Consider the following 18,813-nt stretch of genomic DNA (forward strand, 5'->3'; position numbering starts at 1 on the left):
GACTTACTGTCCTTGCTTGCTGGGCGGGAACAGACCGTCCCAGACTTCCTTGAACGAGGCGGTGACGGTAGCGAGCGCATCCGGGTCGCCCTCCCACAAAGCCTTCATGTAATGCCTGGCTTGCTTGAGCTCGATATGCGGCGGCAGCGGCGGCACGTCCGGATCGGTCACCATTTCGATTACCGTCGGCACTGGCGCCGCCAGCGCGCGATCCCAGGCAGTGCCGATGTCCTGCGGCCGATCGACCCGGATGCCGCCCAGGCCGAGCAGGTCGGCGTAGGCCGCGTACGGGAATTTTGGCAACACCTGCGAGGCGGAGAACTTGGGGTCTCCCGCCATCACGCGCTGTTCCCAAGTCACCTGGTTCAGGTCGCCGTTGTTGAGCACCATGACGGTCAGGCGTGGATCGCCCCAGTCGCGCCAGACCTTGGAGATCGTGATCAGGCCGTTGATGCCGTTCATCTGCATCGCGCCGTCGCCGACCATCGCGATCACATGCCGCCCCGGGTGCGCATACTTGGCGCCGATCGCGTACGGCACCCCCGGCCCCATGGTGGCCAGCCCGCCCGACAGCGAGGCCATCATGCCGCGCCGGATCTTCAGGTCGCGCGCATACCAGTTGGCCGCCGAGCCGGAGTCGCAGGTCAGGATGCAATTGTCCGGCAGGCGCGGTGACAGTTCCCAGAATACGCGCTGCGGATTGATCGGATGCGCCTCGTTCATCGCGCGCGCTTCCAGCACGCGCCACCAGCGGTCGACGTTCTGTTCGATCTGGTCGCGCCAGCTGCGGTCGGCCTTGCGCTGCAGGTTAGGAATCAGGGCGCGCAGGGTTTCGCGGCTGTCGCCGACCAGTCCGACTTCCATCGGATAGCGCAGGTTCAGCATCCTTCCGTCGATGTCGATCTGTACGCCGCGCGCCTGGCCTTCCTTGGGCAGGAATTCGGAGTAGGGGAAGCTCGAGCCCACCATCAGCAGCGTGTCGCACGCCATCATCAGGTCCCAACTCGGCTTGGTGCCAAGCAAGCCGATCGAGCCGGTGACGAAGGGCAGGTCGTCCGGCACCGCCGCCTTGCCCAGGAGCGCCTTGGCGACGCCCGCGCCCAGCCGGTCCGCGACTTCGATGATTTCATCGGTCGCATCGAGCGCGCCGGCGCCGACCAGCATCGCAACTTTCTTGCCCGCATTGAGCACGTCGGCTGCCGCCAGCAGAGCGGCCTGTCCTGGCACGCTGCGCTGGCCTGTCAATCCGATGCCGGAGTGGATGCTGCCATGTACGCGCGGCGGCTTTTCCACCGCTTCCATTTCCTGCAAGTCATTGGGGAAGATGATGCAGGTGACCGTGCGCTGGTCGCGCGCGATGCGCACCGCCCGGTCCACTAGATGACGCACCTGTTCCGGCATGATTGCCATATGCACGAATTCATGCGCGACATCCTTGAACAGGGAAATCAGGTCGACTTCCTGCTGGTAATCGCCGCCCAGTGCCATCCGTTTTTGCTGGCCGACGATGGCCACCACCGGCTGGTGATCCATCTTGGCATCGTACAAGCCGTTGAGCAGGTGAATCGCGCCGGGGCCGGAAGTCGCGAGGCAAACGCCGACGTCTCCTGTGAATTTGGCATGCGCGGTTGCCATGAAAGCAGCCATTTCTTCGTGGCGCGTCTGCACGAAGTCGATGGCATCGGTGCGGCCCAAGGCGCCGAGAATGCCGTTAATGCCGTCGCCGGGATAGCCGAAAATCCTCTTGACTCCCCATTCGGAAAGGCGTTTCAGGAGAAAGTCGCCAACTGTCGCTTCCATGATGCACCCCGCAAAGAATCGCTTCGATAGGAAATGTCCGCAAACAGCGTGCCAAATGTATTTGGGCAAATATAAGGGGCATGAGCAGGTGACTGCCCGGCGCATGATCCCGGTGCCTTTGGTGGCCGGCGGTGAAAGCTGAAAAATATACGTGGGCAGTGGTAAAAACTGCAGGGCTGCGCTATTTGCAACGTGTGCGCATACGCGATTTGAACGCCCGGACCGGCCACGCGCGAATAACACGTGTTTGCCTCACCAAGCCCAGGCAACGCAATAGACGCGCCATGACTGGCTAGACCGCCGGCTTGTTTCGCTTCGCGGCCAACCAGATGTGGCGCGACAACTTGGTCGGAACAAAAAACTTCGGAAAGGAACGTGTGCCGGAAGCGCCGATGGCATTCCTGCTATCGATGCTTCCGGCTAGGCCACTGCTGACTTCGCTACCTATTGCGTCGTGGATGAATCGGTTTCTTGTATATCGGCGTCGCATAGTTCCCGGTAGCAGTCCAGGCAAGCGGCGACGTTATCGCCGTCCAGGCAGGCTTCGACTTCGTCGTCGCTTAGCAAACCTTTCTTCACAAGCAGCCTGATCCTGGCTGTTTTCCCGGCCAGATTCAGCACTTGCGGCAGTGCTTCGGCGCCGGCCGGCGCGGCTTCGGCATCGATCGCGTCAATCACTGCCTCCGGAAAGCCCCAGTGGCGTCCCACGACGCATGCCAGCCGGCGCGAGTAATGGGCAAACGAGGCATGAAACGCCAGCGAACGGAGTTCGCCCTGAGGGGCCGGGTCCAGCTGGTCCAGCACGCGCAGCGCAACAATGACGCCGACGTTCTGCAACAACCCGGCGAGAAAGGCTTCGAACGGGTCGACCCGCAGGCGCGCAGCGAAATGGCGGCACGCTATGCCCTGCAAAGACGACAGCTCCCAGAGGCGGGGCGCGCACAACGATGTGAAATAGCCGAGCCCCGTGCTGAACAAGGGCTTGAAGGCCACGCTCGCCACGAGCATGCGCAATCCGTTCTGGCCGATCACGGTCAGGGCATCTTCGATATTGTTGACCGATTGGGAGCGCCGGAAATAGGAACTGTTGACCTGACGCAGCACTGCCGCTACCAGCACCGCGTCCTGCGTAATCTGTTCCGCCAGCTGGCTGTTGGATACGTTGCGCTCGCGCAGGCTGCGCAGAAGCATCGGCAAGACTGCGGGCAGGCGCGGCACGAGATCGGCGGTGGCGGGGTTATCGCTGTCCGCCACGCGCTTGAGTGCGCGCAGACGGCGGCTTTCTTCCTCGCTCAGATCGCGTACCTCGCCTTCGCACGTGCTCAGCAGCCAAGGAAAGAACAAGGTATCGACATTGATGGCGCGCTCGGGGGCATGCGCCGGCGGTGGGTCCAGTGCGAGAACGGTCATGGGCGCATCCGGAAGTTCCGGTGCCGGCGCATGTTCCGGAGTGCGCCCAAACAAGCGATGCAACAACTTCTTCATGATGTTATTCGAAACGGCAGCGTGCCTGAACTTGCGGCAGAGAACTGGAGTATATCGGCTTTCCGCACCGGCCTGCGCCACCGCCCCGGTTGCCGAAATCCTGGATTGCCGCGACAATGGTCAATGAAACATTCCTCTACGACAATATTTTATGAGGCGCCCATGAAAGCCTTTCAAGACTATTACCCCGACAACGTCGCCCATTGCTATGGCTGCGGTTCCCGTAATGACCACGGGCATCGCATCAAAACGTATTGGGAAGGCGAGGAATCGGTTACGCGCTTCACCCCGGAGTCATACCACACCGCGATTCCCGGCTATGTGTATGGCGGCTTGCTGGCATCGCTGATCGATTGCCACAGCACCGGCACGGCGGCAGCAGCCATGTATCGCGCCGAGGGCAGGGAAATGGACACGCAACCGCCTTTCCGTTTCGTGACCGGCTCGCTGCACGTGAATTACCTGAAACCGACGCCGCTCGGCGGCGCGCTGGAAATCCGGGGAAGGGTGAAGGAAATCAAGGGACGCAAGGTGGTGGTGGAATCCACCGTGTTTGCCAATGGCGTTGCAACGGCCACCGGAGAAGTCGTGGCGGTGCAGATGCCGGAGAGTTTCGGCGCCTGAAGCGCGCCATCAAACAGCTATCGCGTGGCGGAAATAGGCTGATCAAGCCCAGACGTCGATGCTGCCGCCATGCGCCTTCAGCGCCGCCGTGCGGATTTGATTGACACGCTCTGCCTGCGTCGTGTCGTCGCGCATGCTTCGCTCGACGGACTGCTGGCGGGATTGCCGTATCGAATCGCCAGTTTCCAAGTTCACCTGGATCTGTTCCTGCCGCCGCGTACTCAATTGCTGCAGGTTGCTCGCCACGTGCGATACATAAGACGCTGTACTGATGCTCATTCGTTCTCCCAATCGCGAATTGGCGCATATTATGGCTTGAAATATTGACTAATATCAAATTTTGCAGCGAGTAAGCTCCGCCCCAACAGGGCGAAGGGCATGGCAATTTTCGTTACGCGTCACGTAAATTCATTCATCACGCCGTGTCACCTTGTCAAAAGACGGGCATGGCGCCGGACCCAGATCAGTCTCGCGTTGGCACCGCATCCGCCGCCAAACGTCAAACCGTATCGCCATTACACTGGCGGTGTCATACCTCCTGAACAACTTGAAAAACGCATGCCCCATTCCATTCCTCTCATCACCACCATTTCCACGGCGCTTGGGCTGGCGCTGGCGCTCGGCTTTCTTGCCGTGCGACTCAGGCTTCCCGCGCTGGTCGGCTATCTGCTGGCGGGCGTCATCATCGGCCCCTTCACGCCGGGGTTTGTCGCCGACTCCCATATCGCCGGCGAACTCGCCGAAATCGGCGTCATGCTGCTGATGTTTGGCGTCGGCCTCCATTTTTCCCTGCGCGATTTGCTGGAGGTGCGCAAGATCGCCTTGCCGGGAGCGGTTCTCCAGATCGCCGTCGCCACGGCGCTTGGCGCGGCCGTCGCCACGGCATGGGGGTGGAGCGTGGGCGGCGCGCTGGTGTTCGGCCTGGCGCTATCCGTGGCCAGCACGGTCGTACTGCTGCGCGCCCTGGAAGCGCGCGGCCTCCTCGAATCCGTCAATGGGCGCATCGCCGTCGGCTGGCTGATCGTGGAAGACCTCGCGATGGTGCTGGTGCTGGTGCTGCTGCCCGGGCTTGCGGGCTGGCTCGGCGGCAATTCAGGCGGAGCCGGCAATATTTGGGCCTCGCTGGGCATTACCCTGCTGAAGGTATCGGCTTTCATCGCCTTCATGCTGCTCGTCGGCCGGCGCGTATTTCCGCTGCTGCTATGGCACGTTGCGCGGACCAACTCGCGCGAATTGTTTACCCTGTGCGTGGTGGCCGCGGCCGTTGGCATCGCCTATGCTGCGGCCAAGTTGTTTGGCGTATCCTTCGCGCTCGGCGCCTTTTTTGCCGGCATGGTGTTGCGCGAATCCGAATTCAGCCACCGCGCGGCCGAAGAATCGCTGCCGCTGCGCGAAGCGTTCGCGGTGCTGTTCTTTGTCTCGGTCGGCATGCTGTTCGATCCCACGGTACTGGTCAGGCAACCGCTGCAGGTACTTGCCGTCATCGGCATCATCATGTTCGGCAAGTCGATTGCCGCCGCCGCGCTTGTCCTGGCCTTTCGTTATCCATTGAACACGGCGTTCGTCGTGTCGGCCAGCCTGGCGCAAATCGGCGAGTTTTCCTTCATCCTGGCGGGTCTGGGCGTGAGCCTGGGACTGTTGCCGGCGGAAGGGCAAAGCCTGATCCTGGCTGGCGCGCTGATTTCCATTGCCGTCAATCCATTGATATTTACATTGGTGCGGCCGCTGCAAGCCTGGGTGCAGTCACGCCCGTCCGTGGCGCAGTTGCTGCAGCGATCTGGCGACCCCTTGGCGGAATTGCCGATGTCGACCGAAGAGAAATTCCTGTCGGGGCAGGTCGTGCTGGTGGGATATGGACGGGTCGGGCGGCGCCTCGCGGCTTGCCTGTCCGAGCATGGCATTCCCTTCGTCGTGGCGGAACAGAACCGTGAAGTGGTGGAGCGCCTCAGAAAGAAGGGCATTGCCGCCGTCTCCGGCAACGCCGCCGATCCGGCAGTGCTGATTCAGGCGCATATCGCGCGCGCTGCCATGCTGGTGATCGCCATTCCCGATACCTTCAATGTCAGGCAGATGATCAGCACCGCCCGCAGCCTGAATCCGCAGATCGAGGCGGTGGTTCGCACCCATAATGAGGAAGAAGCCGGATTGCTGGAGAAGGAATCGGCCGGCGCCATTTTCCTTGGCGTCGATGAACTTGCCAAAGGCATGGGCGGGCATGTGCTGGCGCGCTTCGGCAAGAAAGCGCCAGCAGCCGGGACCGGCTGACGCGCGGCGCCGCCCAGCAGCGGGCGCAGTCAATGCGCCCGGTCTATCCGGCCTATTTCGACGCGCTCTTCAGCATGGAGGGATATCCGGCATCCGCTGTAGCCTTCTTCAGTTCGTCCACGCCGGTCTTGCTGTCATCGAACACCACGACTGCCTCGCGCCGCTCATAGCTCACCGTCGCCCGGGTCACGCCCGGAACTTTGAGCAGCGCTGCCTTGATGGTGATCGGGCATGTCGCGCAATCCATGGTCGGCACGTTCAGCGACACGGTCTGGGATTTGGCCAGTGCGAACTGCGGAAGAGACAGCAGCGCGGCAAGCAGCGGAGTAAGCAGAAGTTTCGACATGGGATGTTCAATAGAAAAAGGGAGCAAGCAAGGGAAATAGCAGCAGCAGGGCGACAAATGCAACGCATCCCAGAAATACCATCCTCGCGACGGGACGCGTCTTCTCGCATGCTGCACCGTCCGCGACGGCGCAAGAAGTTGCGGGCCGGAACAGGATTACTCCGGCCCACCCAAGGGCAACCAGCGTCAGGACGGTAAACACCGGCGTCACGGGACGCAAGGACGTCAGGGTGGTCATCCAAGCACCGGTGATGCCGATGAGAACGAGCACAAGCGGGAGCACGCAGCAACTCGAGGCGATGATTGCCGATGCAACACCGACAGCCATCAGCCCGGCGCTCAGGTTTTTTCGTGAAGACGTGCCACGCGATTTCATGAATAACGGATTATCAAGCATTAATTCGAACGGGACAGATCAGCAGGAAGCATGCCGTCCCGCCGCCAGCCTTCAGGCAGTCATGGAACGGGCGCTGATCGCGTATTTGAACGCGTCCGGGTCCAGCGGATCGAGCGCTTCGCCGCCGATTTCGGCTTGCGGATACATGAGGAACCCGAGTTTCCCCGTGGTCGATCCGCGTAACTTGACGTCGTGGGCGAAATTGTAAGCCATCCAGTTTCCTTCCCAGCCGCCGAACAGCGCCTTGCGGACAGGCGCTACCACGGGGTGGTCCGGGTCCTTGATCCAGGTGCCGGTTTCGAGGCGCATCACCTTGCCGACGTCCGCCGGATCCATGGCAACCCAACCATGCTTGCGCAAGTAGACTTCAGCGCGGCAATGTTGCGCGCTCTTGAGCGATGCCGGATTGCCGCCTAGTTCCCTGTAGCCGAAGGCGCTCGGCGCCAGACGGATTCCATAGGCATCCCGCGCCGGAACGCCTGCGGCCCGGCAAAGTCCCACGAACAAGCCGTTGATATCGCCGCACTTGCCGCCGAAATTGCCTGTTTCCAGCATGGCCTTGATGTCGCCGACGCCGCAGCCGCGCACCTTGGGCTCGCGGTAAGTCGAAATGATGATCCAGTCGTAAATGCGCTGGACCTTGTCGATATCGGTGTGGGCACCGGCGACGATTTGCCGCGCGGTGTGACGAACGATGCCGTCGAGCGGCATCAGGTCAGTGGGCTGCAGCCAGTGGCGCAAATCGTCCGGCGCTGCATGAAGTGCAGCCGGCTTTTCCCAGTCGGTGGCGCGGTCGCGGGTCTGCACGCGCGACCTCACTTCCAGCACCGCCGGCGCTGCGCCGTCAAATTCGGCGGCCAGGTATTTCGCGCCGTAACGGCTGTCGGTGGCAATGCCCATGGTCTTGCCGTTACCGGTCCATTCATCCGACAACGAACGCTGCCACTCGGTTTCGACAGAAGGCAAAGGCACCCAGACCTTTGCGGGAACGCCTGTCTTTTGCAGGTTGACGCGGGTAACGATTTCGAAGCTGCGCCAGTCGCCGGGTTGTGGCGCAAAGCGTTTTTCTTGCTGTTGCTGCGCAAACGCTGCCTGCGGAAGCACCGAAGTAAGCATGGCGCCCGAGGCGGCTTTCAGCAATGTTCGGCGTGTCATCATGGTCATTTTGTTATCTTTCATTGTTGGTCCAGTGTGAGATCTGTGCGTCGTGTTCCATCAAGCGGCGAGGCCGACGTTGCCAACGGTCCCATTGGCAACGGGTGCGTTATTTCGGTCCGGCCTTGTTTGATTCCCGCTCATCCAGCATTTTTTCAATCAATTCGCGCAGGCTGCCATCGGTGCGCTCCAGTTCGCCGACGATACGCCAGCGTGCCTGCCCATCCGGCGCAATCAGTATGGTCGTCGGCAAAATTCCAGTAGTCCACTTCCTGAAAGTCTCTCCAGACTTGTCTTGCAAAATCGGATACTGGAATACGTGCTCCTGGGAGAAGCGCTGAATTGCCGCGCCGGATTCCTTGAAATTGACACCAAGGATAACGACTTTTCCCGTGGTCGATGTGGCGGCAGCCAGGTCGTTGAGAAAAGGGATTTCATCGACGCAGGGCGAACACCAGGTGGTCCAGAAATTCAGAACGACCACCTTGCCGCGCAAGCGATCAAGATCCCATTCTGTACTGGCAAGATCGGTCAGCTTCAGCGATGGCGATGGCAGGTTCTTGGGCCAGGCGCGCAGCGCGTTTTCCTTGGCCGCCAGCGGCGGACATGTCCAGGCGACCGCCATGAGCACCACCGCAAGGATGAAGCGGCGAAAACAATCTGACCCTGCTGACATGGCACTCTGCGTACTGCGACGAACTGGAAAAGGTCGCATCATATCAGATCATGATTGGGTTCATCGGGGCGCTCGGCGCTCCCGGGTGCCGCCAGCCATGGTTAGAGCAAATTGATGCCGAAGCGGCGCAGCACGAGTGCAAAGCCTGCGACACAGACGACCGTCAAGGCGATGCCGGCGCCAAGCGAGCCCCAGAAGCCGATCCGCGGCAGCAGGTAGGGAAACACCAGGAACATCGGCAGTGTCGGCACCACGTACCAGAACGTGTACCACGCGTGGTTGGCGACCTTGTCCATCGGCTGCCGCTCGACGTGCAGCCAGATCAGCGTGAGTACGGTGACCATCGGCAGCGCGGCGATCAAGCCGCCCAGCTTGTCGCTGCGCTTGGCCAGTTCCGATACCAGCACGACGACAGCGGCTGTAATGCCATATTTGGCAATCATCCAGGCCATGGCTACCTCACGAAGCAGGTTGCGGCACGGGCGACGACAGACCGGCTAGCAGCGGATGTGAGCTGGCCGTCGGCAACGTGACGAATTGCATGGGGTGTCCTTCAAAGAGCAGGGCCATCCGGCCCGGTTATTTCAAATGGTGCGCAAGACTTCGATGAGCCGGCCTTGCATCGTCTGCGCGCGACGTTGCTGACCGGGGCGGAGCTGACCACGTAACTGTGGATGTCGCACACCACGAGGTCGTTCATCGCTCCACGCGTGGAAGATCAGCTTCTGAATGTGAAGACATAGGGCACGATGGTATGTTACCAGCTTCTTCCGGAGCAATCGCAGCGGCTGGCAATGGCCCGCACGCTGTTGCGCGGATTGCTTGAGATGGCTGCAATGCCGAACAACCCTGCCTTGAACGCCAGAACATGCACTATCTGGCCGGCATGATAAAAAGCGCGCAGAGCATGGATCGTAAAGTATCATTCTTGCTATGGGAAAGCTGCTTGCCATTGACGGTTTAAATATTGTCCGACGGGTCTATGAAGCCAGTCCGGACGAGGATTCGCCGGACAAGGCTGAAGTCGCCTTGCGCCACTCCTTGTCATCGTTTCGGCGAGTTCTATCGACGCATCAACCGTCTCACGTTCTCGCCGCCTTCGATTACGGCGGAGCGACATGGCGTAACGAAATCTATCCCCTGTACCGGGCGAACCGAACGCCGATGCCCCAGCCATTGAAGGAGCGGCTTCCCGAGTTTTACGCCATGCTATCCAAACTCGGGCTGACGGTGGTTTGCCTGGAAGGGGTGGAGGCGGACGATGTGATCGCGACCGCTGTGTTGCGGTGGCTGGGCGAAGGGCGCGGCGACGCAATCGTATCGTCGACCGACGTGGATCTGCACGTGCTGATTTCGTCCGGAGCGCTGCTCTGGGATCAGTTCAAGAGCGAGTGGCACGATCGCGCCTGGGTTGAGAAGAAATTCGGCGTCCCGCCCGAAATGTTGACCGACCTTCTCGCGCTATGCGGCGACTCGGCCAACGGCATTCCCGGCGTGGAAGGCATCGGCCCCAAGAGCGCGGCCAAGCTTCTGACCACCTACAAGACACTCGAAGGGATCATGGCTGGCGCAGGCATCCTCCTGACCACAACGGGGCAGAAATTGCGGGCCGGCCGCGACATGGCGTTTCTTTCGCGCGAACTGGTGAAACTGAAAACAGACGTCCGGCTCGGAATAACGTGGAAGATGCTGCAGTATGACGGCCGCTAGGGGCGAATGCTCAGTACGCTAGATGGCAGCCTTGGCAATCATGCCGATAGCGACCATCCCCGACACAAGGGCAAATCCCTTCTGCAGATGAACGCCTCCGAGCAGACGTGCCACTTGCCGGCCCCCGAGCATGCCGGCCACGCTGCCAAGGGAAAAGGGCAGGGCGACACTCCAATTCAAGTGCCCCGCAAGCGCGCTGGATGCGACGCCGGTGACGGAAACAAGCGCGATGACGGCGAGCGAGGTCGGGACGATCGAGTCCATCTCCAGGTCCGTATAGCGTTGCAACACCGGCACCATCACGAAGCCGCCTCCGACCCCGAGCAATCCCGACAACAAGCCTGCGACGCCGCCCGAGAGAGCGAGCGCGCGCGCGCAACGCGAAGTCCAGATGAAACGGCCGCTGGCCGCATCGCGTATGCACGGCGGCGCTGCTGAGTTTCGGCGATGAGAGATCGTTCCGCTCTTGCCGGCGTGGCGGAAGGTGCGCAGCGCGACGTACAGCATGACGAGCGCGAACAGGATGCTGAGCCAGCGGTTGTCGGCATGGCGCGCCAGCCATAATCCGACCGGCGAGATCACCATGCCGGCTCCTGCCACCAGCAGCGCAGCCCGGTAGCGAACTGTCCCAACCTTCAGGCCGAGTGTCGCGCCGAGCGCCGCAGCCATTCCGACGGCCAACAGGCCGATCGGACCGGCTTCCGCAACGCCCAGGTGGGCGCCGAAAATCAGCAACGGAACCGCCAGAATGCCGCCGCCGGCACCGGTCAGCGCCAAGATGACGCCGACAATCAGTCCTAATCCGAAGCTGGTGATCATTTCCTGGCAAAGCCCTATGATAAGTCCGGTGTCAGCGGATGCCGCCCGTGACTGCTGTACGCGAGGTGCGGTGTGCCTTGCGTCGCTCAATCACTTCGAAGATTGCCATGCCCGCGAGCATGGCTGTCACAAAGAGCAGCCCCTTGGTCGTTCCGGCCCCCAGCAGAACCAGTCCCGGTCCCGGGCAAATGCCGGCCAGGCCCCAGCCAATACCGAATAAGGCGCTTCCTCCGATCAGGCGACGGTCGAGATGACGCGATGAGGGCATTTGCATCGGCAGGCCCAGCAAGGACAACGATCTGCGCTTGACAAATGTAAAGGCGATCAGCCCGATAGCGATGCCGCCGCCCATGACAAAGGCCAGCGAGGGATCCCATGTCCCGGCCAAGTCAAGAAAACCGAGCACTTTGGCTGGATTGGCCATGCCGGCGATGATCAGGCCGATACCGAAAATCAGGCCCGAGGCAAAAGCGAACAAGATATTCATGGCGAATTACGCTCCCAACAAATGACGTACAACAAACACGGTCAAAAAGCCGGTGCCCATGAAGACAGCTGTGGCTGCCAGCGATCGGGGCGACAGGCGCGACAGGCCGCAGATACCGTGGCCGCTGGTGCAACCGGCGCCGTAGCGCGTGCCGATACCGACCAGCAGACCGGCGGCGACTAGCGTCAGCCCGCCGGCATCCACCCGAATTTCCGGCAAGGTGGCGAACATGCCATACAGGGCCGGCGCGCCGACCAGTCCGGCGACGAAAGCCAGGCGCCAGCCGACATCGCCGCGCGCGGGACGCAGCAAGCCGCCGACAATCCCGCTGATGCCGGCGATGCGGCCGTTGAAGAGGGCGAACATGGCCGCCGCGAGGCCGACCAGCAATCCGCCGACCAGCGAGGCGAGCGGGGTAAAGTGGGACCAGTCTATTGACATCGCATCTCTCCTTAATCTTTCGGGCAATACAACGAGTACAACGTCTTGAGCAGCGCAAGCACGTTCATATCGGCGACGGAGTAGTAAATCCGCTTGCCGTCGCGCCGGGTGTTAACAAGACCTTCTGTGCGCAACACGCCCAGCTGCTGTGAAAGTGTCGGTTGGCGGATGTCAAGCAACTCTTCGAGCTCGCCCACCGATTTTTCCCCTTGGCTCAGCTGGCAAAGCAACAGCAAGCGGTCTTCATTGGCGAGCGCCCGCAATACGGACGTCGCCTCCTGCGCCGCCTTGCGCATCAGTTCCACGTCGAAGCTTGTGCTGGTTTCCATCGTTCACTCCAAAATCTACTTGACCACATTATATACGATGATATTATGTGACTCAATATATTGTTTATTACGCCTGGGAGGCCATCATGAACGCCCACATTGAAGCTTTTTACGACGCCGTCACGGGAACGATCAGCTACGTGGTGTATGACAAGGCCGGCGGACACGCCGCAATCATCGACCCTGTCCTCGACTACGACCCGAAATCGGGCCGCACGAAGACCGCTTCTGCCGACCGTCTGGCCGAATTTGTGCGTACCCAATCGCTGACCCTGGACTGGATTCTTGAAACCCATGCCCATGCCGATCATCTTTCTTCCGCGCAGTATTTGAAAGAGAAATTGGGCGGGAAGGTGGCAATCGGTGAACGGATTCGGCAGGTTCAGGGCGTGTTTCGGCGGTTGTTCAACTTTGAAAGCGGTTTCCAGGCCGATGGTAAACAGTTCGACCATCTCTTCGAGGATGACGAAGTCTTTCAGATCGGGACGCTGAGCGCGCGCGCCGTCTTTGTCCCCGGACATACGCCGGCCGACATGGCTTATCAGGTGGAGGACGCGGTATTTGTCGGCGACACGTTGTTCATGCCCGATGTCGGCACGGCGCGCTGCGACTTCCCCGGCGGCGATGCGCATGCGCTGTACCGTTCGATCAGGAAGCTTCTGTCCCTGCCGCAAGAAACGCGCCTGTACATGTGCCATGACTACCCGCCCGCCGGCAGGCCCGCGGCGTGGCAGACGACCGTGGCAGAGCAGTGCGAGCGCAATATCCATGTCCGCGATGGTATCGGTGAGGAAGAATTTGTCGCAATGCGCCAAAAGCGCGACGCGGGATTGGAGATGCCGTTACTGATCCTGCCTTCGGTCCAGGTTAATGTGCGCGCCGGCGCGATGCCGCCGCCCGAAAGCAACGGGATCAGCTACCTCAAAATTCCCGTCAATAGCCTTTGAGCCGGAGACTCCTATGACTGCGACTGTCACCCCAATCGATGACAAGTTTTGCGTCGCGCCCCAGTTGCGCCCCGAAGAACTTGCCGACATTGCCCGGATGGGCTTCCGCTCCGTGATAAACAACCGGCCGGACGGCGAGGGCGGGGCGGAACAACCGCAAAACGCGCTGCTGGAGTCTGCTGCTTCCGCAGCGGGCATTGCATATGCCTACCTGCCGGTGAACCCGCGTGCAATCGATCAGGAAGCCGTCGACCGCATGCGCAAGCTCGTTGAAACGCTGCCCACGCCGATCCTGGCATTCTGCCGTTCCGGTGCGCGTTCGACCGCTCTATACCGGCTGGCCATGGAGCAGGCCAAGGGCGGTCAGGCTGACGTCTGAATACCGGCAGCACTTACCTACCTCAACTTCCATTTAACAGGGAGAACATCATGAAACAAAACATCGGGAACATCGACCGCGGGTTGCGCATTCTGGCCGGCCTTGCGCTGATTGGCGCCACGCTGGGTGGGGCGATTGGCCCTTGGGGCTGGCTTGGCCTCGTGCCGCTCGCGACGGGCATATTCCGCTTCTGTCCGGCGTACCTGCCGCTCGGCTTATCCACCTGCCGTCTTTCGAACAAACGGCGTCAATAATTCAACTGGGAGAAATGAAAATGAGCACAACAACAAGCTATCGCGAACTTACCCAAGGGGTTTCCAAGAACCTCGCTACGCTGCGCGCCGATGTGCCGGATGTTATGAAGGCATTCAACGACCTGGCACGCGCCGCCACGAAAGACGGCGCCCTGGACAAAAAGACCAAGGAACTGATTGCGCTCGCTCTCGGGGTGGCCGTGCGATGCGACGCCTGCATCGGCTTTCATACGCAGGCACTGGTAAAACTCGGCGCCACCAAGGCCGAAGTGGAAGAAACGCTCGGAATGGCGGTGTATATGGGCGGCGGCCCTTCACTCATGTATTCGGCTAACGCGATTGCCGCGTTCGACGAATTCTCCAACGCGGCTTGAATCAGGCCGTTCGGGATTGGCGCTGGCAAACCCGGCATAACATCGTCGGGAGTGCCGGCAAATCACGATTCAGCAGGTGGAGAAAGACGCATGGAACATCGACCAATGATACTGCGCGTACTGATTCATGCGCCGACGGCGGCGTCGCTGGTTCGCGCCAGGAATAATGCGGCCAACCTGCTGCGCGAAGCGCCCGATGCGCAAGTCCGCATCATTGTGAACGCAGAGGCAGTCAGTGCCGCGCTCGATTCACCGCGGTCCGATACCGACTCCATGACGCTGGTGTGCGCAAACACGCTGAGCAAATTGGGGCGCATGGCACCGCCACCACTGCAAACGGTCACAGCAGCAATTTTGACCATCGCTGAAATGCAGCGCGATGGCTGGAGCTATATCCGTGCATGAGCAGCGCCGGCCATATTGGGCAGGCATATAACCAGAGATCCAAAAATTGGAGGATGACACCAATGAATCAATCCTTGATCGATACACCGTGTTTTTTGAATCGACTATTTGTTCGCGTCGGAAGTTTGGTTCCGTCGTTGAGGATGCAGTGATGACTGACCGTTATTCCCTATTTCGTTCGCGGCTGCTTGGCATCGTCAGCGTCGCGACCCTGATCGTATTTCCTGCCATATCGTCAGCGCAGACCCATGCGCTTGGCGCATCGATTGTGGCCAAGGGCAGCGCTGGCGGTGCGCTGGCATGTGCCAATTGTCACGGCGCCAACGGTGAAGGCAATGCCGCCGGCGGATTTCCCCGTCTCGCCGGCCTCGGCGCAGCCTATCTCGATTCCCAGCTCAACCACTTCGCGGAGGGGACACGGAAGAATGTCGTGATGGAACTCGTGGCCAAGCAATTGACCGCCCCAGAACGCAAGGCGGTCAGTGCGTATCTCGCCGGGCTGCCTGCCGCTCCTGGCATTGCCCACTCCAATGAGGACAACCTGAAAGCGGACGACACCGGTGCATGGCTTGCCCGCCGCGGGCGCTGGGATGACAACCTGCCTGCGTGCGTGCAGTGCCACGGCCCCGGCGGCGGGGGCGTCGGAGACTTGTTTCCGGCAATTGCAGGGCAATCGCGCGACTACATCGCGGCCCAACTCCATGCGTTCAAAAACAATGCCCGCCCTGGCGGACCGATGAATCTGATGGGAGTGGTTGCGAAGAAGCTGTCAGACGCCGATATCGTGGCTGTATCCAATCACTTCGGGGCTGCTTCTGCGGCCGCTTCGCCATCCTCGCCCGCAAGGAGGAAAAAATGACGACAATGTTTTTCTCGCCACTGAAAGCTGGCCTTCTGGCCATGGCCGTATTTCCTGTCTATAGCCTTGCGGCGCAGGGAGAGGCCGCGAGCCCGTCAGCGTCTGCCTCTCCGTCCAGACCGGCGGCAGCTGTGAATACTAGCGGCGCTGTCGCCTTCAAGCCGCCGTCGGCTGACAGCATTCCCGACGATGAGTTCGGCAAGATCGTGCGGCAAGGCGAACAGATTTTCATTAATACGCAGAAAAACGCCGGCCAGTTTGTCGGCAACAGCCTGAACTGCGTCAACTGCCATCTCGATGCGGGACGCAAGAGCAATTCCAGCCCGCTGTGGGCCGCATACATTTCCTATCCCGCTTACCGCAGCAAAAACAAGCATGTGAATACGTTCGCAGAGCGACTGCAAGGATGCTTTCGTTTCAGCATGAACGGTAAGGCGCCCGCGTTCGGGGACCCGACGCTTGTCGCTTTGGAAAGCTACGCGTACTGGCTGGCGACCGGGGCTCCGGTGGGCGGAACGCTAGAGGGGCGCGGCTATCCCGAAGTGAAGAAGCCCGCGCAGCCGGCCGACTATGCGCGCGGCGAAAAGGTCTATCAGCAGAAATGCGCGCTTTGCCATGGCGCCGACGGGCAAGGGCAGGCGAGTGCCGGCAAGACGGTATTCCCGCCGTTGTGGGGGGAGAAATCCTTCAACTGGGGCGCCGGCATGCATGACATCAAGAATGCCTCTGGTTTTATCAAGGCGAATATGCCTTTGGGGTTGGGCGGGACGCTGACGGAGCAGGAGGCATGGGACGTCGCCCTGTTCATGGATAGTCATGAAAGGCCGCAAGACCCGCGCTTTAACGGTTCGGTCGAGGAAACGCGGAAGAAATACCACGATTCGCCGACCTCCCTGTATGGCAAAAGCGTGAACGGCCATGTATTGGGGGCGAAGTAGGCAGAGCGCAAATAAGTTCGCCGATGATTCGGCCACAATACGGAGGGCCCGCGTGCGGAGGGCAAAGCGTGGCGATTTCGTTTCTTCATTGGCGACCGTCATGGATCGGCGTTCTGCTTGTTTCGATGTAAAACGCTGCAAATTTCCAGGAGGCTGTATGACGCGATTATCTTTATCCACGGCTCTTTTAGGCTGGATGCTGGTATTGGGTGGCGCTGCGCCCTCGGCCATGGCACAGGCAAACACACCTGGTGCGTCGGCCACGACTGCCAAGCACCGGGTCGTGTTTCAAGTCAGCGATGGCGATGCGGGGAAATGGGAGCTGACGCTAAATAACGTCAAGAACCTGCAGAAAGAAGCCGGCAACGACAAGGCGACGATTGAAATCGTCACCTACGGCCCGGGGATCGGCATGTTAAAGCGCGACTCGAAAGCGACCCAGAAAATCCAGGAAGTGGTGTCATCGGGCGTCAAAGTGGTGGCATGCGAAAACACCATGAACGCGATGCGTTTGACCAAGGAGGATATGCTGCCCAATATTGGCTATGTCCCGTCCGGAGTGTTTGAAGTAATGAATAAACAGGAAGAGGGTTACGCCTATATCCGGCCGTAGGCCCGCGCCATGCGGGATTGACGTGTCGACTAGGCAGCGCGTGTCCGGCCTCGTAGCGTTTTAATAAGCGCCGGTTCAAGGTGCGATTCGGTTATCCTTGTGCGTTTTCTTGCTTTAACAATGGACGTCTCGCCGGCGCCCGTTTGCGGCGCCGATAGTGCGGCAATGCCGGATCAGTATTTCACGCAAACGCCTGCCTTCTCCACCTATCCCGTCACCATGAACACAGAAGATTCCTCGGTACTGGACGTGCCGCCTCACGCCAGCACGCCGGTGCTCTACAAGAACCGCGATACGTTGTCGCTGCATTTTGATGTCAGTACATTGCAAAGCGAAATGCGCATCGATAGCCCGGACGACCTGGTTCTTGAATATACCCAGGCAATGATGGGGGTTCTCCTGTTCAAGCCGGAGCCGAAAAATATCGGCATGATTGGACTGGGAGGCGGCTCGCTGGCCAAGTTTTGCTATCGCTTTTTGCAAAAAACGTCTATCGAAGTCGCGGAGATTGATGCTGCAGTGATTGGATTGCGCCGGACTTTTCACATTCCCGACGATGATGAGCGGCTCAGCGTGCGCTGCATGGACGGGGCCGATTTCGTATGCGAAGCTGAGGATCGGTTCGACGTGCTGCTGGTCGATGGCTTTGATAAAAGCGGCCAACCGCCACAATTGTGCAGCCAGCAGTTTTATGACGCTTGCCACAATTCATTGGCGCAAAACGGGATCATGGTGGTCAATCTGCTCGCCGCTGCCCCAGATACCGACATTTACGTTGAACGCATGCGCCTGGCGTTTGATGACCGCCTAGTCGTCATCGACACATTGGACTCGCTAAACAAAATCATCTTTGCTTGCAAGGGGAATGCATTGCAGGTGGATGATGCGACGTTACGCCGGCGAATGCGCCAGTTGAAATTGATCCATCCCCTGGTCGTCAGTCTGACGGCGCAAAATATTATGATCACCCGTCGATAGCCGTGTCTCTGGTAGTTGCGCGACCTATCCAGCAGATGGGTCTGATGGCAGCGACAGCCTAACGGCCAAAGCCTTTGTCAGCCCAGGCGTTGGCACTTGCCCGTGTCAGGCTGAAATTAGGAGCAACCCGCTTGCTGGCGATCTCGTTGTCATATTCATCGATCGCCTTGAGCACGCCGTGCGGGTCATCGTCATCCGGTACGATGGTGAGCATTACCGTGACGATCGCGTCATTGTGCGTGATGCTCACGCTCTTGTTGAGGGCTGCGTGCCGTTGTTGTTCATGCCGCCGCAACACTTCAGAAGCGGTCTTGACCAGCGTGGAGAATGCGTTGGCGTCGAGCGGCTTGGGGTTCTTCTTGTCGCGGCCCATGGTCCACGGTCCGACAAGCGCCGGTTCCGACTTGCCATCCTTGAACATGGCGACCGCCCAGCCTTCATCGTCTTCATTCTTGATCACGCGTGCAGTCCATCCGTCGTCTTTCCAAAGGCGGGCTTCATGAATGAGGGAATCGGAATCGTCGGCTGACAT

At 60.2% G+C, this 18,813-nt stretch carries 25 protein-coding genes; 12 read left to right on the forward strand and 13 right to left on the reverse strand.

Annotation, left to right across the window (positions count from 1 at the left end; genetic code table 11):
• Positions 1-3 precede the first annotated feature (3 nt).
• Together TSA66_RS02490 and TSA66_RS02495 are read right to left on the reverse strand one after the other, a co-directional pair.
• On the reverse strand, positions 4-1,800 hold the full coding sequence (locus TSA66_RS02490) for a thiamine pyrophosphate-requiring protein (RefSeq protein ID WP_040038860.1): 1,797 nt from the start codon (positions 1,798-1,800) through the stop codon (positions 4-6).
• A 444-nt stretch (positions 1,801-2,244) separates the two neighbouring features.
• On the reverse strand, positions 2,245-3,285 hold the full coding sequence (locus TSA66_RS02495; protein WP_052452041.1) for an HDOD domain-containing protein: 1,041 nt from the start codon (positions 3,283-3,285) through the stop codon (positions 2,245-2,247).
• Between the two features lie 162 nt (positions 3,286-3,447).
• Between TSA66_RS02495 and TSA66_RS02500 the strand changes: the two genes are divergently transcribed.
• Positions 3,448-3,909: a PaaI family thioesterase gene (locus tag TSA66_RS02500; protein ID WP_040038861.1), complete on the forward strand. Its 462-nt coding sequence runs from the start codon at positions 3,448-3,450 to the stop codon at positions 3,907-3,909.
• Positions 3,910-3,951: 42 nt separating this feature from the next.
• Here the strand turns inward: TSA66_RS02500 and TSA66_RS02505 are convergent, their stop codons facing one another.
• Positions 3,952-4,188: a hypothetical protein gene (locus TSA66_RS02505; protein ID WP_040038862.1), complete on the reverse strand. Its 237-nt coding sequence runs from the start codon at positions 4,186-4,188 to the stop codon at positions 3,952-3,954.
• 279 nt (positions 4,189-4,467) lie between these two features.
• Between TSA66_RS02505 and ybaL the strand changes: the two genes are divergently transcribed.
• Positions 4,468-6,174 (forward strand): YbaL family putative K(+) efflux transporter, encoded by a 1,707-nt coding sequence (gene ybaL, locus TSA66_RS02510; RefSeq protein WP_040038863.1) that lies wholly within the window; start codon positions 4,468-4,470, stop codon positions 6,172-6,174.
• A gap of 52 nt (positions 6,175-6,226) precedes the next feature.
• Here ybaL and merP read toward each other — a convergent pair whose 3' ends face one another.
• The 5 genes from merP to TSA66_RS02535 all read right to left on the reverse strand — a co-directional run bounded on the left by merP (position 6,227) and on the right by TSA66_RS02535 (position 9,200).
• Positions 6,227-6,520 (reverse strand): mercury resistance system periplasmic binding protein MerP, encoded by a 294-nt coding sequence (gene merP, locus TSA66_RS02515; protein WP_040038864.1) that lies wholly within the window; start codon positions 6,518-6,520, stop codon positions 6,227-6,229.
• Between the two features lie 7 nt (positions 6,521-6,527).
• Positions 6,528-6,896: a mercuric transporter MerT family protein gene (locus tag TSA66_RS02520; protein WP_198358692.1), complete on the reverse strand. Its 369-nt coding sequence runs from the start codon at positions 6,894-6,896 to the stop codon at positions 6,528-6,530.
• A 72-nt stretch (positions 6,897-6,968) separates the two neighbouring features.
• Positions 6,969-8,096 (reverse strand): transglutaminase-like domain-containing protein, encoded by a 1,128-nt coding sequence (locus TSA66_RS02525; protein ID WP_084199218.1) that lies wholly within the window; start codon positions 8,094-8,096, stop codon positions 6,969-6,971.
• Between the two features lie 85 nt (positions 8,097-8,181).
• Positions 8,182-8,748, reverse strand: a complete 567-nt coding sequence (locus TSA66_RS25295; RefSeq protein WP_157691570.1) for a TlpA family protein disulfide reductase — start codon at positions 8,746-8,748, stop codon at positions 8,182-8,184.
• A 101-nt stretch (positions 8,749-8,849) separates the two neighbouring features.
• Entirely contained in the window at positions 8,850-9,200 is a 351-nt protein-coding gene (locus TSA66_RS02535) for a DUF3147 family protein (RefSeq protein WP_040038866.1), read from the reverse strand.
• Between the two features lie 481 nt (positions 9,201-9,681).
• Here TSA66_RS02535 and TSA66_RS02540 point away from each other — a divergent pair, with 481 nt between their 5' ends.
• Complete coding sequence (locus TSA66_RS02540) at positions 9,682-10,458, forward strand: 5'-3' exonuclease (RefSeq protein ID WP_040038867.1); 777 nt, start codon at positions 9,682-9,684, stop codon at positions 10,456-10,458.
• Positions 10,459-10,476: 18 nt separating this feature from the next.
• Here TSA66_RS02540 and TSA66_RS02545 read toward each other — a convergent pair whose 3' ends face one another.
• The 4 genes from TSA66_RS02545 to TSA66_RS02560 are packed head-to-tail and all read right to left on the reverse strand — an operon-like array spanning position 10,477 to position 12,534.
• Entirely contained in the window at positions 10,477-11,277 is an 801-nt protein-coding gene (locus TSA66_RS02545; protein ID WP_040038868.1) for a sulfite exporter TauE/SafE family protein, read from the reverse strand.
• Positions 11,278-11,308: 31 nt separating this feature from the next.
• Positions 11,309-11,764: a DUF6691 family protein gene (locus TSA66_RS02550; RefSeq protein ID WP_040038869.1), complete on the reverse strand. Its 456-nt coding sequence runs from the start codon at positions 11,762-11,764 to the stop codon at positions 11,309-11,311.
• A 6-nt stretch (positions 11,765-11,770) separates the two neighbouring features.
• Complete coding sequence (locus TSA66_RS02555) at positions 11,771-12,205, reverse strand: YeeE/YedE family protein (protein WP_040038870.1); 435 nt, start codon at positions 12,203-12,205, stop codon at positions 11,771-11,773.
• An 11-nt stretch (positions 12,206-12,216) separates the two neighbouring features.
• Positions 12,217-12,534: an ArsR/SmtB family transcription factor gene (locus tag TSA66_RS02560; RefSeq protein WP_040038871.1), complete on the reverse strand. Its 318-nt coding sequence runs from the start codon at positions 12,532-12,534 to the stop codon at positions 12,217-12,219.
• 86 nt (positions 12,535-12,620) lie between these two features.
• Between TSA66_RS02560 and TSA66_RS02565 the strand changes: the two genes are divergently transcribed.
• From TSA66_RS02565 to TSA66_RS02605, 9 genes are all read left to right on the forward strand, one after another.
• On the forward strand, positions 12,621-13,481 hold the full coding sequence (locus TSA66_RS02565; protein ID WP_040038872.1) for an MBL fold metallo-hydrolase: 861 nt from the start codon (positions 12,621-12,623) through the stop codon (positions 13,479-13,481).
• 13 nt (positions 13,482-13,494) lie between these two features.
• Positions 13,495-13,860 carry a TIGR01244 family sulfur transferase gene (locus TSA66_RS02570; protein ID WP_040038873.1) on the forward strand — a complete coding sequence of 122 codons (366 nt, stop codon included), beginning with the start codon at positions 13,495-13,497 and terminating at the stop codon, positions 13,858-13,860.
• Positions 13,861-13,910: 50 nt separating this feature from the next.
• Complete coding sequence (locus TSA66_RS02575; RefSeq protein WP_040038874.1) at positions 13,911-14,114, forward strand: YgaP family membrane protein; 204 nt, start codon at positions 13,911-13,913, stop codon at positions 14,112-14,114.
• 20 nt (positions 14,115-14,134) lie between these two features.
• Complete coding sequence (locus TSA66_RS02580) at positions 14,135-14,488, forward strand: carboxymuconolactone decarboxylase family protein (protein WP_040038875.1); 354 nt, start codon at positions 14,135-14,137, stop codon at positions 14,486-14,488.
• A gap of 90 nt (positions 14,489-14,578) precedes the next feature.
• Positions 14,579-14,893, forward strand: a complete 315-nt coding sequence (locus tag TSA66_RS02585; RefSeq protein ID WP_040038876.1) for a DsrE family protein — start codon at positions 14,579-14,581, stop codon at positions 14,891-14,893.
• A 46-nt stretch (positions 14,894-14,939) separates the two neighbouring features.
• Positions 14,940-15,752: a c-type cytochrome gene (locus TSA66_RS02590; RefSeq protein WP_232429384.1), complete on the forward strand. Its 813-nt coding sequence runs from the start codon at positions 14,940-14,942 to the stop codon at positions 15,750-15,752.
• 5 nt (positions 15,753-15,757) lie between these two features.
• The gene (locus tag TSA66_RS02595) at positions 15,758-16,690 is read left to right on the forward strand and encodes a c-type cytochrome (RefSeq protein ID WP_408639497.1); all 933 of its coding nucleotides are present in this window, start codon (positions 15,758-15,760) and stop codon (positions 16,688-16,690) included.
• Between the two features lie 157 nt (positions 16,691-16,847).
• Positions 16,848-17,303 (forward strand): DsrE family protein, encoded by a 456-nt coding sequence (locus TSA66_RS02600; RefSeq protein ID WP_040038877.1) that lies wholly within the window; start codon positions 16,848-16,850, stop codon positions 17,301-17,303.
• Between the two features lie 120 nt (positions 17,304-17,423).
• The gene (locus TSA66_RS02605) at positions 17,424-18,281 is read left to right on the forward strand and encodes a fused MFS/spermidine synthase (RefSeq protein WP_084199224.1); all 858 of its coding nucleotides are present in this window, start codon (positions 17,424-17,426) and stop codon (positions 18,279-18,281) included.
• Between the two features lie 58 nt (positions 18,282-18,339).
• Here the strand turns inward: TSA66_RS02605 and TSA66_RS02610 are convergent, their stop codons facing one another.
• Positions 18,340-18,813, reverse strand: coding sequence for a hypothetical protein (locus TSA66_RS02610; RefSeq protein ID WP_040038878.1), 474 nt, complete (start codon positions 18,811-18,813; stop codon positions 18,340-18,342).

The sequence above is a fragment of the Noviherbaspirillum autotrophicum genome (assembly GCF_000818395.1).
Classification (GTDB): domain Bacteria; phylum Pseudomonadota; class Gammaproteobacteria; order Burkholderiales; family Burkholderiaceae_D; genus Noviherbaspirillum; species Noviherbaspirillum autotrophicum.

Excerpts from the sequence above, each read along its gene's own strand:
- TSA66_RS02570 (WP_040038873.1), top strand. The coding sequence starts at position 13,495 with ATGACTGCGACTGTCACCCCAATCGATGACAAGTTTTGCGTCGCGCCC.
- TSA66_RS02550 (WP_040038869.1), bottom strand. The coding sequence starts at position 11,764 with ATGAATATCTTGTTCGCTTTTGCCTCGGGCCTGATTTTCGGTATCGGC.
- TSA66_RS02545 (WP_040038868.1), bottom strand. The coding sequence starts at position 11,277 with ATGATCACCAGCTTCGGATTAGGACTGATTGTCGGCGTCATCTTGGCG.
- TSA66_RS02555 (WP_040038870.1), bottom strand. The coding sequence starts at position 12,205 with ATGTCAATAGACTGGTCCCACTTTACCCCGCTCGCCTCGCTGGTCGGC.
- TSA66_RS02595 (WP_408639497.1), top strand. The coding sequence starts at position 15,758 with ATGTTTTTCTCGCCACTGAAAGCTGGCCTTCTGGCCATGGCCGTATTT.
- TSA66_RS02585 (WP_040038876.1), top strand. The coding sequence starts at position 14,579 with ATGGAACATCGACCAATGATACTGCGCGTACTGATTCATGCGCCGACG.
- TSA66_RS02505 (WP_040038862.1), bottom strand. The coding sequence starts at position 4,188 with ATGAGCATCAGTACAGCGTCTTATGTATCGCACGTGGCGAGCAACCTG.
- TSA66_RS02525 (WP_084199218.1), bottom strand. The coding sequence starts at position 8,096 with ATGAAAGATAACAAAATGACCATGATGACACGCCGAACATTGCTGAAA.
- ybaL (WP_040038863.1), top strand. The coding sequence starts at position 4,468 with ATGCCCCATTCCATTCCTCTCATCACCACCATTTCCACGGCGCTTGGG.
- TSA66_RS02500 (WP_040038861.1), top strand. The coding sequence starts at position 3,448 with ATGAAAGCCTTTCAAGACTATTACCCCGACAACGTCGCCCATTGCTAT.
- TSA66_RS02495 (WP_052452041.1), bottom strand. The coding sequence starts at position 3,285 with ATGAAGAAGTTGTTGCATCGCTTGTTTGGGCGCACTCCGGAACATGCG.
- TSA66_RS25295 (WP_157691570.1), bottom strand. The coding sequence starts at position 8,748 with ATGTCAGCAGGGTCAGATTGTTTTCGCCGCTTCATCCTTGCGGTGGTG.
- TSA66_RS02560 (WP_040038871.1), bottom strand. The coding sequence starts at position 12,534 with ATGGAAACCAGCACAAGCTTCGACGTGGAACTGATGCGCAAGGCGGCG.
- TSA66_RS02535 (WP_040038866.1), bottom strand. The coding sequence starts at position 9,200 with ATGGCCTGGATGATTGCCAAATATGGCATTACAGCCGCTGTCGTCGTG.
- TSA66_RS02605 (WP_084199224.1), top strand. The coding sequence starts at position 17,424 with ATGGACGTCTCGCCGGCGCCCGTTTGCGGCGCCGATAGTGCGGCAATG.
- TSA66_RS02575 (WP_040038874.1), top strand. The coding sequence starts at position 13,911 with ATGAAACAAAACATCGGGAACATCGACCGCGGGTTGCGCATTCTGGCC.
- TSA66_RS02610 (WP_040038878.1), bottom strand. The coding sequence starts at position 18,813 with ATGTCAGCCGACGATTCCGATTCCCTCATTCATGAAGCCCGCCTTTGG.
- TSA66_RS02600 (WP_040038877.1), top strand. The coding sequence starts at position 16,848 with ATGACGCGATTATCTTTATCCACGGCTCTTTTAGGCTGGATGCTGGTA.
- merP (WP_040038864.1), bottom strand. The coding sequence starts at position 6,520 with ATGTCGAAACTTCTGCTTACTCCGCTGCTTGCCGCGCTGCTGTCTCTT.
- TSA66_RS02580 (WP_040038875.1), top strand. The coding sequence starts at position 14,135 with ATGAGCACAACAACAAGCTATCGCGAACTTACCCAAGGGGTTTCCAAG.
- TSA66_RS02490 (WP_040038860.1), bottom strand. The coding sequence starts at position 1,800 with ATGGAAGCGACAGTTGGCGACTTTCTCCTGAAACGCCTTTCCGAATGG.
- TSA66_RS02565 (WP_040038872.1), top strand. The coding sequence starts at position 12,621 with ATGAACGCCCACATTGAAGCTTTTTACGACGCCGTCACGGGAACGATC.
- TSA66_RS02520 (WP_198358692.1), bottom strand. The coding sequence starts at position 6,896 with ATGAAATCGCGTGGCACGTCTTCACGAAAAAACCTGAGCGCCGGGCTG.
- TSA66_RS02540 (WP_040038867.1), top strand. The coding sequence starts at position 9,682 with ATGGGAAAGCTGCTTGCCATTGACGGTTTAAATATTGTCCGACGGGTC.